13 protein-coding genes are annotated in these 15,608 nt (G+C 64.4%); 8 read left to right on the forward strand and 5 right to left on the reverse strand.

Annotated elements, in window-relative coordinates; genetic code table 11:
• Position 1: 1 nt before the first annotated feature.
• Both KQI12_RS07215 and KQI12_RS12700 read right to left on the reverse strand, forming a co-directional pair.
• Positions 2-325 (reverse strand): cyclic-di-AMP receptor, encoded by a 324-nt coding sequence (locus tag KQI12_RS07215; RefSeq protein ID WP_216572167.1) that lies wholly within the window; start codon positions 323-325, stop codon positions 2-4.
• Positions 326-385: 60 nt separating this feature from the next.
• Positions 386-1,729, reverse strand: a complete 1,344-nt coding sequence (locus KQI12_RS12700; protein ID WP_216572170.1) for an aminotransferase class I/II-fold pyridoxal phosphate-dependent enzyme — start codon at positions 1,727-1,729, stop codon at positions 386-388.
• 842 nt (positions 1,730-2,571) lie between these two features.
• On the opposite strand from KQI12_RS12700, the gene hisS reads away from it, so the two are divergent.
• The gene (hisS, locus tag KQI12_RS07225) at positions 2,572-3,921 is read left to right on the forward strand and encodes a histidine--tRNA ligase (protein WP_216572172.1); all 1,350 of its coding nucleotides are present in this window, start codon (positions 2,572-2,574) and stop codon (positions 3,919-3,921) included.
• Between the two features lie 81 nt (positions 3,922-4,002).
• Positions 4,003-5,802 (forward strand): aspartate--tRNA ligase, encoded by a 1,800-nt coding sequence (gene aspS / locus KQI12_RS07230; RefSeq protein ID WP_371817981.1) that lies wholly within the window; start codon positions 4,003-4,005, stop codon positions 5,800-5,802.
• A gap of 76 nt (positions 5,803-5,878) precedes the next feature.
• Here the strand turns inward: aspS and KQI12_RS07235 are convergent, their stop codons facing one another.
• On the reverse strand, positions 5,879-6,079 hold the full coding sequence (locus tag KQI12_RS07235; protein WP_216572176.1) for a hypothetical protein: 201 nt from the start codon (positions 6,077-6,079) through the stop codon (positions 5,879-5,881).
• 92 nt (positions 6,080-6,171) lie between these two features.
• Here KQI12_RS07235 and KQI12_RS12480 point away from each other — a divergent pair, with 92 nt between their 5' ends.
• The gene (locus tag KQI12_RS12480; RefSeq protein WP_253290887.1) at positions 6,172-6,495 is read left to right on the forward strand and encodes a BrnA antitoxin family protein; all 324 of its coding nucleotides are present in this window, start codon (positions 6,172-6,174) and stop codon (positions 6,493-6,495) included.
• 321 nt (positions 6,496-6,816) lie between these two features.
• Here KQI12_RS12480 and lepA read toward each other — a convergent pair whose 3' ends face one another.
• Together lepA and KQI12_RS07250 are read right to left on the reverse strand one after the other, a co-directional pair.
• Positions 6,817-8,625 carry a translation elongation factor 4 gene (gene lepA / locus KQI12_RS07245; protein ID WP_216572184.1) on the reverse strand — a complete coding sequence of 603 codons (1,809 nt, stop codon included), beginning with the start codon at positions 8,623-8,625 and terminating at the stop codon, positions 6,817-6,819.
• Positions 8,626-8,927: 302 nt separating this feature from the next.
• Positions 8,928-9,629 (reverse strand): helix-turn-helix domain-containing protein, encoded by a 702-nt coding sequence (locus tag KQI12_RS07250; RefSeq protein ID WP_216572187.1) that lies wholly within the window; start codon positions 9,627-9,629, stop codon positions 8,928-8,930.
• A gap of 263 nt (positions 9,630-9,892) precedes the next feature.
• On the opposite strand from KQI12_RS07250, the gene pta reads away from it, so the two are divergent.
• The 5 genes from pta (at position 9,893) to KQI12_RS07275 (ending at position 15,572) form a co-directional block, all read left to right on the forward strand.
• The gene (pta, locus tag KQI12_RS07255) at positions 9,893-10,870 is read left to right on the forward strand and encodes a phosphate acetyltransferase (RefSeq protein WP_216572189.1); all 978 of its coding nucleotides are present in this window, start codon (positions 9,893-9,895) and stop codon (positions 10,868-10,870) included.
• A gap of 221 nt (positions 10,871-11,091) precedes the next feature.
• On the forward strand, positions 11,092-11,583 hold the full coding sequence (locus KQI12_RS07260) for an RNA polymerase sigma factor (RefSeq protein WP_216572191.1): 492 nt from the start codon (positions 11,092-11,094) through the stop codon (positions 11,581-11,583).
• Entirely contained in the window at positions 11,580-12,653 is a 1,074-nt protein-coding gene (locus KQI12_RS07265; protein WP_216572193.1) for a DUF4179 domain-containing protein, read from the forward strand. Before KQI12_RS07260 ends, KQI12_RS07265 begins: the two co-directional genes overlap by 4 nt.
• A gap of 308 nt (positions 12,654-12,961) precedes the next feature.
• Positions 12,962-14,110, forward strand: a complete 1,149-nt coding sequence (locus tag KQI12_RS07270) for an iron-containing alcohol dehydrogenase (RefSeq protein ID WP_216572195.1) — start codon at positions 12,962-12,964, stop codon at positions 14,108-14,110.
• 13 nt (positions 14,111-14,123) lie between these two features.
• Positions 14,124-15,572: an aldehyde dehydrogenase gene (locus KQI12_RS07275; protein ID WP_216572197.1), complete on the forward strand. Its 1,449-nt coding sequence runs from the start codon at positions 14,124-14,126 to the stop codon at positions 15,570-15,572.
• Positions 15,573-15,608 lie beyond the last annotated feature (36 nt).

The following is a 15,608-nucleotide window of genomic DNA, read 5'->3' on the forward strand; positions in this document are numbered from 1 at the left end:
GTCAGACCCGCTCGAAGCGCTCGATGTCCACCACGAAGATGGTGGCGCCGCCCACGACGACTTCCACCGGCATGCTGGGATAGTAGCCGTAGCTCATCTCAGATGTAGTGGGGATCATCTGCCGGCGGCTGTGGGACTCGGTCTTGATGATGTCGATCACGGTCTGGACCTTCTCCTCGTCTACGCCGATCAGGATGGTCACGTTCCCGGCCATGAGGAAGCCGCCGGTAGTGGCCAGCTTGGTGGAGGAGAAGCCATGCTTGGTCAGGGAGCGGGTGACCGCGTTGGCGTCGTCATGATTGATGATCGCAAGGACAAGTTTCATAGGTGATCCCTCCTCGGATTACAAAGACCGGCCCGCCGGCCCGTATGGTCCGGAGCACGCTCAAATACGGACGACTTCCATGTCTTTCTCCATATTATACCCTATCCGGGATAAATATGCGATAGTTTTTTTCGTGATGCGTTCCCCCGGCGCGATCACCGGGATGCCCGGCGGATAGGGGGCTGCCTGGGCGGCGGCGACCCGGCCCTCCGCCGCCCGGAGGGAGAGCCGCTCCGTGGGGGCGAAGCGGGCGGACCGGGGAGAGAGGACCTGCTCTGGTCCCGGGGGCTGGGGCAGGTCCAGGGCCTCCGCCGGGGCGGGCCGTCCCGCCAGCACCGTGGAGAGGGCCGCCTCCAGCCGGGCGAAGTCCGCCGGATCGTCCGCGGAGGTACCGATGCACACCACATGGCGGGCGTCGGCCATCTCCGGCCAGACGCCACGGGCCTCCAGCGCCTCCTGCACGGCGAAGCCGTCGTCACAGAGCAGGGTCAGCCGGGCCGGGTCCAGCGTGGCGCCCATCTCCTCCGGCCGGAGGGAGGGGAAACGGGCCCGGAGCCGGGCCACCTGCCGGACGGTCTCCCGGAGGGCGGCGGCCCCCTCGTCCTCCATCCACGCCCGGGCGGCATCCATGGCCGCCATCAGCAGGTAAGAGGGGGAGGAACTGCCGTACAGGGACCCGGCCCGGCACAGCTCCTCCTGGGAGAAGCCGCCGCGGGAGAAGAGGAGGGCGGACTGCCCCGGAGCGGGGAGAGTCTTGTGGGCGGAGACCACTGCCAAGTCCGCCGCCGCCAGGGACCGGTCCCCCAGAAAGGGCAGATGGGCCCCATGGGCCCCGTCCACGATCAGTCGGGCCCCATGGGCGCGGCACACGTCCGCCAGAGCGGGGATATCCGAGCAGACGCCATGGTAGGTGGGCGAGGTGAGGCACACGGCCCGGATCGTGGGATGGGCCGTCAGAGCGGCCTCCACGGCCGTCGGCTCTACCGGTCCGGTGACGCCGGCCTCCGCCCGCCAGGGCCGGAAGAGATAGCGGGGATGCAGGTCCAGCAGGGCCAGGGCGTTGTAGGCCGACCGGTGGCATCCCCGGTCCAGCAAGACCTCGTCCCCAGGGGAGCAGGCCAGTGTGAAGGCAGTCAGCACCCCCTGGGTGGAGCCTCCGGTGAGGAAAAGGCACCGCTCCGCCCCGAAGGCCCGGGCCCAGAGGACCTCGGCGGCGGGGATGGCGTCCTCCGGGCCTGGGTCGAAGAGGTCGCCGGTGGGGGGGAGCTCGGTGAAGTCCAGCGGCGCGGCGGCGGACAGCTCGGGGAAGGGGAGGGGCTTCCCCTTGTGGCCGGGCATATGCATCCGCAGGGGATCTGTGTGGGCGAAGCCCCGCAGGGCGTCGCAGAGGGGCGTTTCTGTCATGGGGCGGGACCTCCGATGTGGAAAAGTGGTTTTCAAGCGCAGAGTATGGAAAAAGGGAAAAACAGGGGGGAAACTGCGGAAGTAATGTGGACAGACAGGTTGAAAAGTGGGAAAACTTCCACTGGTTCGGCGGGATGCCATGTGGAAAACTCGGGGGAAAAGTGTAAAACTGGTGTTCGAGTGACGGCCACAGCCGTCCGGCAGGGCATACAGTCCTCATTCTACCACCGGAAAGGCGAAATAGCGAGGGAGACGTTCCGTTCGCGGCGCCGTTTCCCGCGGTTGACTTTTTCCCGTGGTTGGGATAAAATCGAGAGCGTATCAGAACACCGCTATGACGGAGCAGGTACCCCGCGCACCGCCGGACAGAGAGGCACACCACGGCTGGAAGTGTGCCACGGCAAGGATCGGGGGAGACGGCTCCACCAGCGGGCCCGGAGACGGGCGCGGTCCCCTTCCCGCACCAGAAGGACGAAAGGGCGGGCCCGTCCCGCTGAACATGGGTGGCACCACGGAAGCGCGCGCTTTCGTCCCATAGCGTGGGACGGAGGCGTTTTTTCATACGCCGCCTCCCGTTCCGCCCCTGTTTTTCCAGCGATCCCCTATCCAACTCTTTGACAGAAGGAGTTCACTATGGACCGGATCAAACCCCGCACCCTGTCCGGCTCCATGGAGCTGCTGCTGCCCCAGGAAAGCTCCGCTTTCCCGGGGACCCCGATCATTCACTCGAATAGGCCGAAATGGATCCGGCCTATTTCAAGGTTTTGCTGCGCAAAACGCTTGACGCCGCTGACGCGGCGGGGGGCAGCAGCAGACCTATTTTCTAAAAGAGGAGCGTTACTATGGCACAGATCAAACCCCGCACCCTGTCCGGCTTTATGGAGCTGCTGCCCCAGCGGCAGGTCCAGTTCGACCGGATGGTGGACATCCTCCGCAAGACCTATTCCCTCTACGGCTTCACCCCCCTGGACACCCCCGCCATCGAGGCCAGCGAAGTCCTCCTGGCCAAGGGCGGCGGCGAGACCGAGAAGCAGATCTACCGCTTCACCAAGGGCGACAGCGACCTGTCTCTCCGCTTCGACCTGACCGTGCCCCTGGCCAAGTATGTGGCCCTCCACGCCGGCGAGCTGACCTTCCCCTTCCGCCGCTTCCAGATCGGCAAGGTCTACCGGGGCGAGCGGGCCCAGCGGGGCCGCTTCCGCGAGTTCTATCAGGCCGACATCGACGTGATCGGCGACGGCAGTCTGGACATCATCAACGAGGCCGAGATCCCCTCCATCATCTACAAGACCTTCACCGCTCTGGGCCTGAAGCGCTTCCAGATCCGGGTCAATGACCGGAAGGTGCTCAACGGCCTCTTCCAGCTCCTGGGCCTGAAGGAGCAGGCCGGCGACGTGATGCGCACGATCGACAAGCTGGAGAAGATCGGCCCCGATAAGGTGAAGGAGCTCCTCACCGGCGAGTTCGCCGTCCCCGCCGCCACCGCCGACCAGCTCCTGGAGCTGCTCACCACCGCCGACCCCATGGCCGCGCTGGAGTCCCTGAAGGGGAAGAACGAGCTCTTCGACCAGGGCGTGGAGGAGCTCTCCACGGTGGTCCGGCATATGTCCGCCTTCGGCGTCCCCGCCGAGAACTACAAGGTCGACCTGACCATCGCCCGGGGCCTGGACTACTACACCGGCACCGTCTATGAGACCGCCATGCTGGACCATCCCGAGATCGGCTCCATCTGCTCCGGCGGCCGCTATGACGATCTGGCTGGGTATTACACCAACAAGAAGCTCCCCGGCGTGGGCATCTCCATCGGCCTGACCCGGCTCTTCTTCGTGCTGGAGGACCAGAAGTACCTGAACGACGATCTGGTCACCGCCCCGGCCGACGCGCTGGTCCTGCCCATGACCGAGGACCTGTCTCCCGCCATCGCCCTGGCCACCCGCTTCCGGGAGGCCGGCATCCGCACCCAGCTCTACACCGAGAACAAGAAGTTCAAGCAGAAGATCGGCTATGCCGACAAGCTGGGCATCCCCTATGTGGTGTTCCTGGGCGAGGACGAGGTGAAGGAGGGCAAGGCCGCCGTAAAGGACATGGTCTCCGGCGAGCAGGTGAGCCAGTCCATCGACGAGGCCATCGCCCGGATCCAGGCCGGCCTCCAGGCCCGCGCCTCCGGCACGCCCATCCGGGACAAGGAGTGAGAGGGAAGGGGCCGAACGGCCCTGTTCCTGATGACGAAACGAGATAATAGGACAAAATATCACATCTAGGAGTTGAAAATGATGTCGAACGTACAGACCGCCTACCGCACCCACACCTGTGGGGAGCTCCGTATGGAGCACGTGGGGCAGACCGTCACTCTGGCGGGCTTCCTCTCCAACATCCGTGAGGTGGGCCAGAACTTTGCCTTCGTGGTCCTCCGGGATTTCTACGGCACCACTCAGGTGGTGATCGAGACCGAGGACATGATGAACGCGGTGAAGCCCCTGAACAAGGAGTCCGCCATCCAGGTCACCGGCGTGGTCCGGGAGCGGGATTCCAAGAACCCCAAGCTGCCCACCGGCGACATCGAGGTGGTCCCCACCCAGATCCAGGTGCTGGGCCGCTGCCGCCACAACGAGCTGCCCTTCCCCATCGACCGCAGCCGGGAGGCCGATGAGTCCGCCCGCCTGAAGTACCGCTATCTGGACCTGCGCAACCCCGCCGTGAAGCAGAACATCATCCTGCGCTCCAACGTGGTGGCCGCCCTGCGGGCGTCCATGATCGAGCACGGCTTTATGGAGATCACCACCCCCATCCTGACCGCCTCCTCTCCGGAGGGCGCCCGGGATTATCTGGTGCCCAGCCGCAAGCATCCCGGCAAGTTCTACGCCCTGCCTCAGGCTCCCCAGCAGTTCAAGCAGCTGCTGATGGCCTCCGGCTTCGACAAGTACTTCCAGATCGCCCCCTGCTTCCGGGATGAGGACGCCCGCGGCGACCGCTCTCCCGGCGAGTTCTACCAGCTGGACATGGAGATGGCCTTCGCCGGTCAGGAGGACGTGTTCGCCGTGCTGGAGGACGTGCTGCCCCCCATCTTCGCCAAGTTCGGCACCTATGACATCGCCAGCAAGGCCCCCTTCCAGCGGATCCCCTATCTGGAGGCCATGGACAAGTACGGCAGCGACAAGCCCGACCTGCGGATCGACCTGACCGTCACCGACGTGACCGCCCTGCTGGCCGACTGCGGCTTCGGCCCCTTCGAGGGCAACACCGTCAAGGCCGTGCCCATCTCCAACTGCGCCCTGACCCGGAAGCAGATCGAGAAGCTCCTCACCGACGTGGAGGTGCAGAGCGGCAATAAGGCCTACTGGTTCAAGACCGACGCCTCCGGCGCGATCGCGGGCGGCGTGGCCAAGTTCGTGCAGGACAAGAAGGACGCCCTCACCGAGGCGCTGGGCCTGGCCCCCGACATGCTGGTGGTCCTGACCACCGGTAAGCTGCTGGCCGCCCAGAAGACCGCCGGCGTGGTCATCAAGACCTTCGGCCCTGCCGTGCCCGGCCATCAGGACAAGGCGCGCTATGAGTTCTGCTGGATCGTGGACTTCCCCATGTATGAGATCGGCGAGGAGTCCGGCGAGCTGGAGTTCTGCCACAACCCGTTCTCCATGCCAAACGGCGGTCTGGAGATCCTGAAGAAGGCCGCCGCCGGCGAGGTGGATCCTCTGACCATCACCGCCTATCAGTACGACCTGGTGTGCAACGGCGTGGAGCTGTCCTCCGGCGCCGTGCGGAACCACGATCCTGAGATCATGATCGAGGCCTTCCAGCTGGTGCGTCTGGGGGAGGACGATGTGAAGGCCAAGTTCCCCGCCATGTACAATGCCTTCACCTACGGAGCCCCCCCGCACGCGGGCATCGCCCCGGGCGTGGACCGCATGGTCATGCTCCTGGCGGGCGAGGACTCCATCCGGGAGATCATCCCGTTCCCCATGAACAAGAACGCCCAGGACCTGATGATGGGCGCCCCCTCCTTCGTGGAGCCCAAGCAGCTGGACGAGCTGAACATCGTCTGCACGAAGAAAGAGGACGAACCTCAGGGCTGATCCGGGGCATCTTCCTTCTTGCGCTCCAGAGGGCTCAGCGACTGACATACAAGGAAAAAACGGACCCGGCGGGCATTCAGTCCGCCGGGTCCGTTTCGTCTCTGCGGGAGGGGAGCAGTTCGAAGATCCGTTCCGCCTGTGGGGGCCTCCCGCCGGCGGCCTGCCAGCCCGCCGCGAAGGCCAGCCGCACCATGGAGAACAGGTAGTGCTCCGCCTCATCATACTCGTGCCGGTCCAGAAAATGGGAGAAAGCCTCTTCAAAGTCATTGGAATACATACTGCATCACCGACCATTAGTTTACACGATAAGACAAGAGAAAACAATACAAAACAAGGAAACATAGTATCATGCGGGATAGGAGTGATACTATGAAACCTCTCAAAAAAAGCGTCAGCATCACGATAGACGAGCCGATCTTGACGCAGGTCCGGGAGCGGGCGAAGCAGGATGGCCGCTCCGTGTCCAGCTATGTGAACATGGCCCTGCGCACCTATCTGGCGCGTCTGGCCCCAGACCATAGGGGCATCGACTTCACCGGCGACGGCTCTCGTCCTATAAAAGTCAGCATCAGCCTGACTCTGGATGAGCCGATCCTGACGAAGATCCAAGAGCTGGCAGAACTGGAGGACCGCTCGGTATCTTCCTATATCACGCTGATCCTCCGGACGCATCTGGAGCGTTTGGAACAATAGCAGACAGGACGATCCCCCGCCCGGACATCCCGAGCGGGGGATCGTTCAGCGTGTCGAACCAGTTCGACACGCTTCTCAGAAATGCAAGCATTTCTTCGATTGGATGCAGGCCGCCGCGCGCACTCGCTATGCTCGCACACTAGCGGCCTGAGAAGAGTTTTTTCTGAGGCACATGTCCTCAGAAAAAACATCTTTTATTCGATTCCGTCACCTGCGGGTGACGGAACTCTGCGAGGCTCTTGCATCGCTCAACGGGAGAAATGACTTTTTTGACAGTCTAAACGCTCCCTCGCCCGGACATCCCGGGCGGGGGAGCGTTTTTTATTCCTCGTCCAGCTTGAGGACGGCCATGAAGGCCTCGGTGGGGAGCTGCACGGAGCCCAGAGAGCGCATCTTCTTCTTGCCCTCCTTCTGCTTCTCCAGTAGCTTCTTCTTTCGGGTGATGTCGCCGCCGTAGCACTTGGCCAGCACGTCCTTGCGCATGGCCCGCACGGTCTCACGGGCGATGACCTTGCCGCCGATCGCCGCCTGCACCGGCACCTCGAAGAGCTGGCGGGGGATGTTGTCCTTCAGCTTCTCGCAGATCCGGCGGGCCCGCTTGTAGGCCTTCTCCCGGTGGGCGATGAAGCTCAGGGCGTCCACCTGCTCGCCGTTCAGGAGCAGGTCCACCTTCACCAGGTCGCTGGGGCGGTAGCCCTCCACCTCATAGTCCAGAGAGGCATAGCCTTTGGTGTTGGCCTTCAGGGCGTCGAAGAAGTCGTAGATGATCTCGTTCAGGGGCATGGAGTAGTGGATCTCCACCAGATTGGTGTCCAGGTACTGCATATCCTTGAACTCGCCCCGGCGGTCCTGGCACATGGGCATGATGTTGCCCACATAGTCCGGCGGCGCGATGATGGAGACCTTGGCGTAGGGCTCCCGGGCCTCTTCGATCAGGGCGGGGTCCGGGTAGTTGTGGGGGTTGTCCACCTCCATCTCGGAGCCGTCGGTCTTGGTGATCTGGTAGATGACGGAGGGGAGGGTGGTCACCAGATCCAGGTCGAACTCCCGCTCCAGCCGCTCCTGGATGATCTCCATGTGGAGCATCCCCAGGAAGCCGCACCGGAAGCCGAAGCCCAGGGCGGCGGAGGACTCGGGCTCGAAGGAGAGGGAGGCGTCGTTGAGCTGGAGCTTCTCCAGCGCGTCCCGCAGGTCAGGGTACTTGGAGCCGTCCTCGGTGTACACGCCGCAGTAGACCATGGGCTGGGCGGGGCGGTAGCCGGGCAGGGGCTCGGCGGCGGGGGCGGCGGCCCCGGTGATGGTGTCGCCCACCCGGGTGTCCTTCACGTTCTTGATGGAGGCGGTGAAGTAGCCCACCTCGCCGGCGGAGAGCTCCTTGGCGCTCTCCAGCCCCAGGGGACGCAGGTAGCCGCACTCGATCACCTCGTACTCCGCGCCGGAGGCCATCATCTTCACCCGCATCCCGGTCTTGATGGTGCCCTCCATGACCCGGAAGTACACGATCACGCCCCGGTAGGCGTCATACTGGCTGTCGAAGATCAGGGCCTTCAGGGGGGCGGCGGCGTCCCCCTGGGGGGCGGGCATGTGCTGGACGATGTCCTCCAGCACGGCGTCGATGTTGATGCCCATCTTGGCGGAGATCTCGGGGGCGTCCTGGGCCTCCAGGCCGATCACGTCCTCGATCTCGTGCTTGACCTTCTCCGGGTCGGCGGCGGGCAGGTCGATCTTGTTGATCACCGGCCGGATCTCCAGGTCGTGCTCCATGGCCAGATAGGTGTTGGCCAGGGTCTGGGCCTCGATGCCCTGGGCGGCGTCCACCACCAGGATGGCGCCCTCACAGGCGGCCAGGGACCGGGACACCTCGTAGTTGAAGTCCACGTGGCCCGGAGTGTCGATCAGGTTGAGCTCGTACTCCTGGCCGTCCTGGGCCTTGTAGTTGAGCTTCACGGCCCGGGCCTTGATGGTGATGCCCCGTTCCCGCTCCAGGTCCATATTGTCCAGGAGCTGGCTCTCCATCTCCCGCTGGGAGACGGCGTTGCACTTTTCGATCAGGCGGTCGGACAGGGTGGACTTGCCGTGGTCGATGTGGGCGATGATGGAAAAATTGCGGATCTTGCTCTGGTCACGCATGGGCAAAAACCTCCGTTTTATCGTCAGCCGCGGCGGGACGCCGCGTCAGATCATCTAAAAAGTCATTTTTTGTGGGGGGATATGAGGGCCTCGCAGAGTTCCGTCACCCGCAGGGGACGGGATCAGATGCAAGGTGTTTTTTCTGAGGACATGTGCCTCAGAAAAAACTCTTCTCAGGCCGTTAGTGTGCGAGCATAGCGAGTGCGCGCGGCGGCCTGTATCCCATCGAAGAAATGCCTGCATTTCTGAGAAGCGTGTCGAACCAGTTCGACACGCTGACGCGGCGGGACGCCGCGTCAGGTTCATTTCAGGGTCTTCCGGTGCTCCGCGCCGGCGCCGATCCGGCTGCCAGTGTTGTGGATCACCTGGAGCAGGGACTGGTAGGTCCCCGGATAGTTGGCCGCCAGGGCGTCGTGGTCCATGGCGGGGAAGCTCTTCTTCGCCTTCTTGTGCTCCGCCAAGGACTCCACATAGCTGCACTGGGCGAAGATCTGGTCGGTCTGGGGCAGGCCGGCGGCGAACTGGGCCGGCGGGATGGCGAAGAAGTCCTCGTTCTGGGTCCCGTCCGCCCGGTAGAGGTAGCGGAACAGGGTGTAGACCGACGTGGACAGATAGTCCGCCGCCGCCTTGATGGCCCCCTTGCACCCGGTCTTGCCCAGCAGGTCGAAGAGGACGCTGATGGAGTTGGCCAGGAGCTTCTTGTTCAGGGTGGCCACGATGCTGCCGTGGAGCACGTTGTCCTTCTCGTTGGAGTAGTCGTACAGCTCCTCGGGGGAGATGATGGTGGAGCCGTCCTTGGTCAGGGTCCGGCCCAGCAGGAAGTCCGCCGACACGTTGTAGTAGTCACAGGCCCGGCTGACGAAGGCGAGGCCGGGCTCACGCACGCCGTTCTCATAGTGGGAGAGCAGGGCCTGACTGATCCCCAGGTCCTTGGCGGCCGAGCGCTGGCTGACGCCCTTCTCCTGCCGGAGCAGGGAGAGACAGCGGGAAAAATCAGAATGCATAGTATGGCACCTCACGAAGATCAAGATCGGTACAGGCGGGCAGGGGAGCGCGTTCGATCCAGGCCCCGTTCCTGCGCCTTTCCATAAACATTGTGTATAGTATATCTGATGGAATACCAAAAGTAAATTGCACATTCCTACGAAAATTCATATTTTCCATTGTTATCGTTCAGAACCCTGGTGTATAATAGCACTGCTTACCAGTCTGCCCTCCGCTGTGGGGGCGGACCCATACATCAATCATTCTCTGGAGGCGTAGTAATATGTTTGGCAAGCTGATCGAGAAACTGAAGGCCGATCCCAAGCGGATCGTGTTCACCGAAGGCACCGACCCCCGCATCCTGGAGGCCAGCGCCCGTCTGCTGTCCGGTACCTGGCTGACCCCCATCCTGGTGGGCAACGAGGAGGCCGTCAAGGCCGCCGCGGAGAAGGCCGGCTTCAACATCCGCGGCGCTGAGATCGTGGATCCCGATACCTATCCCAAGATGGACGAGATGGTCGCCAAGATGGTCGAGCTCCGCAAGGGCAAGATGACCGAGGAGCAGGTCCGCGCCAACCTGAAGAAGGGCAACTACTTCGGCACCATGCTGGTGAAGATGGGCGAGGCCGACGCGCTCCTGGGCGGCGCCACCTACTCCACCGCCGACACCGTGCGCCCCGCGCTCCAGCTGATCAAGACCAAGCCCGGCAACAAGATCGTGTCCTCCTGCTTCATCATGGTCCGTCCCTCCGCCACCGGCGGCAACGAGGTCCTGGTGATGGGCGACTGCGCCATCAACATCGATCCCTCTGAGGACGATCTGGTGGAGATCGCCATCGAGTCCGCCAAGTGCGGCAAGATCTTCGGCGTGGATCCGAAGGTCGCCATGCTGTCCTACTCCACCTTCGGCTCCGGCAAGGGCGAGAGCGTGGACAAGGTCCGCAACGCCTGCGCCAAGGTCAAGGAGGCCGCTCCTGAGCTGGCCGTGGACGGCGAGATGCAGTTCGACGCCGCCGTGTCCCCCAACGTGGGCAAGCTGAAGGCCCCCAACTCTCCCGTGGCCGGCCACGCCAACACCTTCATCTTCCCCGACATCAACGCCGGCAACATCGGCTACAAGATCGCCCAGCGTCTGGGCGGCTTCGATGCCTACGGCCCCATCCTGCTGGGCCTGAATGCCCCCATCAACGACCTGTCCCGCGGCTGCAACGCCCAGGAGGTCTACTCCATGGCCATCATCACCGCCGCTCTGGCCGACTGATCGACTGCCGATGGCTCCTGCAAGGGGAGCACCCGCCGAGGGTGCTCCCCTTTTTTCATGCTTAGAGGGATGGACGGGCTGTGTCCCGCGGCATCCCTGTTCCAACTGCCCGGTCTCGGGGGCTCCGCAAAAAAAGATCCCATCCAGTGAAGGATCTGGCCCCGCCGGATCGTATCTCAGGTGAAAGCGCTTTTAGAACACAGGAAAGGATGCGATCGTCGATGTTACAGAGGCTGGACCGCCAGGAGGCGGAACGGCTGGTGGAGACCTACTCCGATCTGATCCTCCGGCTGAGCGCCTGCTGGCTCAAGAGCCGGGAGGACGCCAAGGACGTCTGCCAGACCGTGTTCCTCCGCCTGCTGGAGAAGCCGCGGTCTTTCGACTCCCCGGAGCACGAGCGGGCGTGGATCGTCCGCACAGCGGTGAACGTCTGCAAGGACCAGCTCAAGAGCGGCTGGCGGCGGCACCGGGCGGATCTGGACGCGGCGGAGGCGCTCCCGGCCCCGGAGGAGGGGGACGAGGGCACGCTCCTCCAGGCGGTGGAGCTCCTGCCGCCCAAATACCGGACGGTGATCTGTCTCTACTATTATGAGGGCTATGGAGCGAGGGAGATCGCGGAGCTCCTGGGCGAACGGCCCGCCACCATCTTCACCCGGCTGGACCGGGGACGGAAGAAGCTACGCGCACAGCTGGAACAGGAGGGCTTGGCATGAAAGAGAACTATCGTGGATATCTGGACGGGCTCCGCTTCACGGAAGAGGAGAAGCGGGCCATGACCGACCGCCTGATGGCGGCGGCAGAGGAAGGGCAGGGCCGGAGGCGCTCCGTCCGTCCCCTCCGGCGGCTGATGCCGCTGGGCGCGGCGGCGGCCCTGGTGCTGACGCTGGGCGTGGGCGCCGGCGCGGCCGGTGTCCTGAAGGCCCCGGCGGAGGTGTTCTCTGACCTGTTCGGCGGCCGCCCGGCCCAGACCGAGATCGTGGACCGGATCGGCCGTCCCATCGACGCCAGCGCCACGGCGGATGGGATCACGATCACCGCTGACGCGATCCTGGGGGACCGGCACAGCTATGCCATCGTGTACTCCATCGCCCGGGACGACGGGACGCCGCTGACGGAGGGGCTGGCCCCCGACGGGAACGGCCTGCTCCCGCTGATGTTCGAGAGCGGCTGGACCGATGTGGGCCGTGTGGACGGCAAGACCGGCTCCGCCTGGTTCTATGACGCCGACCCCACGGACGCCTCCATCCAGTATGTGGAGGTCTGCACGGTGGACGGCACCCTGAGGCAGGGCACCGCCCGGGCCGACTTCCGGGGCCTGCGCACGGTCAGCGGCGGGGAGACACGGACGATCGCGCAGGGGGACTGGGGCCTGAAGTTCCAGTTCGCCTTCCGGGACAGTACCGTGGAGCTCCCCGCCGGACAGAGCTTCCGGAAGGATGGCATGACCTATACGCTGGACCGGGTGGAGTTGTCTCCCCTGTCTTATCAGGTGAGCTATACCGTGGACCGTGCGGCCGAGTTCTCCGACGCGCCTAGCGGGCGGATGCCGGAGGAGGACGGGAACGTGCTGGACCAGTTCCTGACCGGCGTGACTGTGACCCTGCGGAAGCGGGACGGGACCGAGCTGGACCTGACCAACAGCGGCGGCTCCATCGTGCCGAAGAAGGGCATGACGCAGTGCCGGAAGGGAGACGTGCTCCCTGAGATCGTCCCGCTGGACGAGGTGGAGAGCCTCACCATCGGAGGTGTGACCATCCCGGTGCCGGTGGATGTGGAGAAGTGAGGTCAAAATGGGGAAAAACGCTCCCGGACCGCGATCGGTCCGGGAGCGTTTTCCACCATTGCGGAGAGGAATGTGGACGATCTTCCGGGCCGAACGCGGCAGTCCCGGCGGCCCAATCAAAAAAACACTTGCAGATCGCACGATCATATGGTATATTGTGCCTGTAAGTACTTGCAAAACAACGAAATACATCCTCGGAGAGGTACACGGCGTCCGCCCCAAACGCAGATGCCGTGCGGAGTTCGCAGCCGTCACACTGGTGTGTTCCACCGTGTGACGGCTGATCTTGTTTTTTAGGAGGTCTAGCTATGGTGACGAAGTATCATATGCCGGTAGATGTGCGCTTTGGAGCGGGCTGTCTGAAGGAACTGGCAGACTTTTTGTCCGCCGGTGACCGGGTCCTGCTGGTGACGGATCCCGGTCTGGAGGCAGTGGGCCTTGTGGACCGGGTGCGGGACGTCATTTCCCCCACCGGCGCGGAGTGCCGCCTCTATGACAAGGTAGAGCCCAACCCCACCGCCGACATGGTGGAGGCGGCCATGGTGGAGATCCGGGACTATAAGCCCACCAAGGTGGTGGCCCTGGGCGGCGGCTCCTCCATGGACGTGGGCAAGGTCGTGGCGGCCCTGTGCACCAACGAGGGCCCCCTGGTGGACTACCAGTGGAACGGCAAGCCCTTTGCAAACGCTCCCCTGCCCCTCATCGCCATCCCCACCACCGCGGGCACCGGCAGCGAGGTGACCATGTGCGCGGTCATCGTGGATCGCAACTGCAAAAAGGGCATCAATGGCCCGGCCATGTTCCCCAAGGCGGCCCTGGTGGACGCCGAGCTCATGGCGAGCCTGCCCCTCTACCTCACCGCCACCACCGGCATGGACGCCCTCTCCCACGCCATCGAGTCCTATGTGGGCCTGGGGGCCAATCCCATCACCGACGCCATGGCCCGGGAGGCCATCCGCCTCATCGGCGGCTCCCTGTGGGGCGCCTGCGCCAACGGGCAGGACCGGAAGGCCCGGCAGGACATGGCCCTGGGCAGCGTGCTGGCCGGTGTTGCCATGGATCAGGCCGGCCTGGGCCTGGTGCACACTGTGTCCAGCCCCCTGTGCACCTTCTTCCATATGGCCCACGGCGAGGCCAACGCGGTCCTGCTCAAGTACTGCATGCGCTATAACCTCATTGCCCGGCCCGAGCGCTACGCCGACATCGCCGGTCTTCTGGGGGTGGACACCGCCGGCATGAGCACCTGGCAGGCCGCCGAGGCCTCGGTGGCCGCGGTGGAGCGGCTGTTGGACGAGACCGGCGTGAAGGTCCCCCTGCTGTCCTTCGGCATGAAGGAGAGCGACGCCGAGCTGGTGGCCGACAACCTGCCCGGTTTTATGCTGTGCAACAACCCCAGAACCATGAACAAAAAGCAGTGCGTCCAGTTCTACCTGGACATCCTGGCCGACCAGAAGTAAGGAGGAGAAGGCGATGGAAGTCAAGCGTTACAGAAATCTCATCGACGGCGTCTGGCAGGACGCCTTGAGCGGAAAGACCGAGAAGATCTACTGTCCCTGCGACGGCGCCCTGGTGAGCGAGGTGCCCGCCTCCGGCGTGGAGGACGTGGAGCGGGCGGTGGCGGCCGCCCACCGGGCCTTCGACGAGGGCCGCTGGGCCTTCGATCCCCGGCTGCGCTCCCGGTGTCTGCTGGCTTGGGCCGCCGCGATGCGGGCCCATCATGAGGAGCTGGCGGTCCGGCTGTCGCTGGAGACCGGCAAGCCCATTCGGGAGGCCCGGTTCGAACTCAACAGCTCCATCGGTTATGTGGAGTATTATGCCGCCGCCGCCCGCACCCTCTACGGCACCAGCACGGCGGTGGAGCCCGGTCTGCTCTCCGTCCTGGCCCGGGAGCCTTCCGGCGTGGTGGCGGTGATCACCCCCTGGAACTACCCCATCACGCTGCTCATGCGGGACATGGCTCCGGCGCTGGCCGCCGGCTGTACCTGTGTGCTCAAGCCCGCCACCCAGACCACCGGCTGTACGCTGGAGGTGCTGGAGCTGCTGGACGGCATCGCAGAGTTCCCCAAGGGCGTGGTGAACGCCGTGTCCGGCCGGGGCTCCGTCACCGGCGCGGCGCTGGCGGACCATCCGGATGTGGATATGATCTCCCTCACCGGCGGTCTGGAGACTGGCCGGACGATCATGCAGACCGCCGCCCGCACCATGAAGAAGGTCTCGCTGGAGCTGGGCGGCAAGTCTCCCAACATCATCTTCGCCGACGCGGACCTGGACAAGGCCCTGCCCTTCGCCCTGAAGGCCATCTTCATGAACGCAGGACAGCTCTGCACTGTGGGCTCCCGGCTGGTGCTGGAGGAGTCTCTGGTGGACACGTTCCTGCCCAGGCTCAAGGCCGAGGTGGAGAAGCTCCGTCCGGGCTGGTGCCTGGACGAGGCCACGGATCTGGGCCCGGTCATCTCCCAGGAGCAGATGGATAAGATCCTGGGCTATATCGAGAGCGGCAGGCAGTGCTCCCGGCTGATCACCGGCGGCCATCGCCTGACGGAGGGCGGCCTGGACAAGGGCTTCTACATCGCCCCCACCATCCTGCTGGATCCGCCGATGGACGCGAAGGTGGTGCAGGAGGAGATCTTCGGGCCGGTGCTGGTGGTACAGACCTTCCGGACCCGGGAAGAGGCCCTGGCCATCGCCAACGGCACCACCTATGGGTTGGCCAGCGCGGTCTGGAGCCGGGACGTGGACAAGGCCATGTGGGTGGCCCGGCGCCTGCGGGCGGGTTCTGCCTGGGTCAACTGCTACAACAAGCTCCTGCCCGAGTGCGAGACCGGCGGCTACAAGCAGAGCGGCATGGACCGGGCCGGCGGCATCGAGGGGATGCTGAAGTACACGGAGGTCAAGCATCTTTGCATCGACTTCCAGTGACCGGCCGGAACGGATAGAAAGGAAGCGCCCGGCGCT

The sequence above is a fragment of the Pseudoflavonifractor sp. MSJ-37 genome (genome assembly GCF_018917965.1).
In the GTDB taxonomy this organism is placed as follows: Bacteria; Bacillota; Clostridia; order Oscillospirales; family Oscillospiraceae; genus Pseudoflavonifractor_A.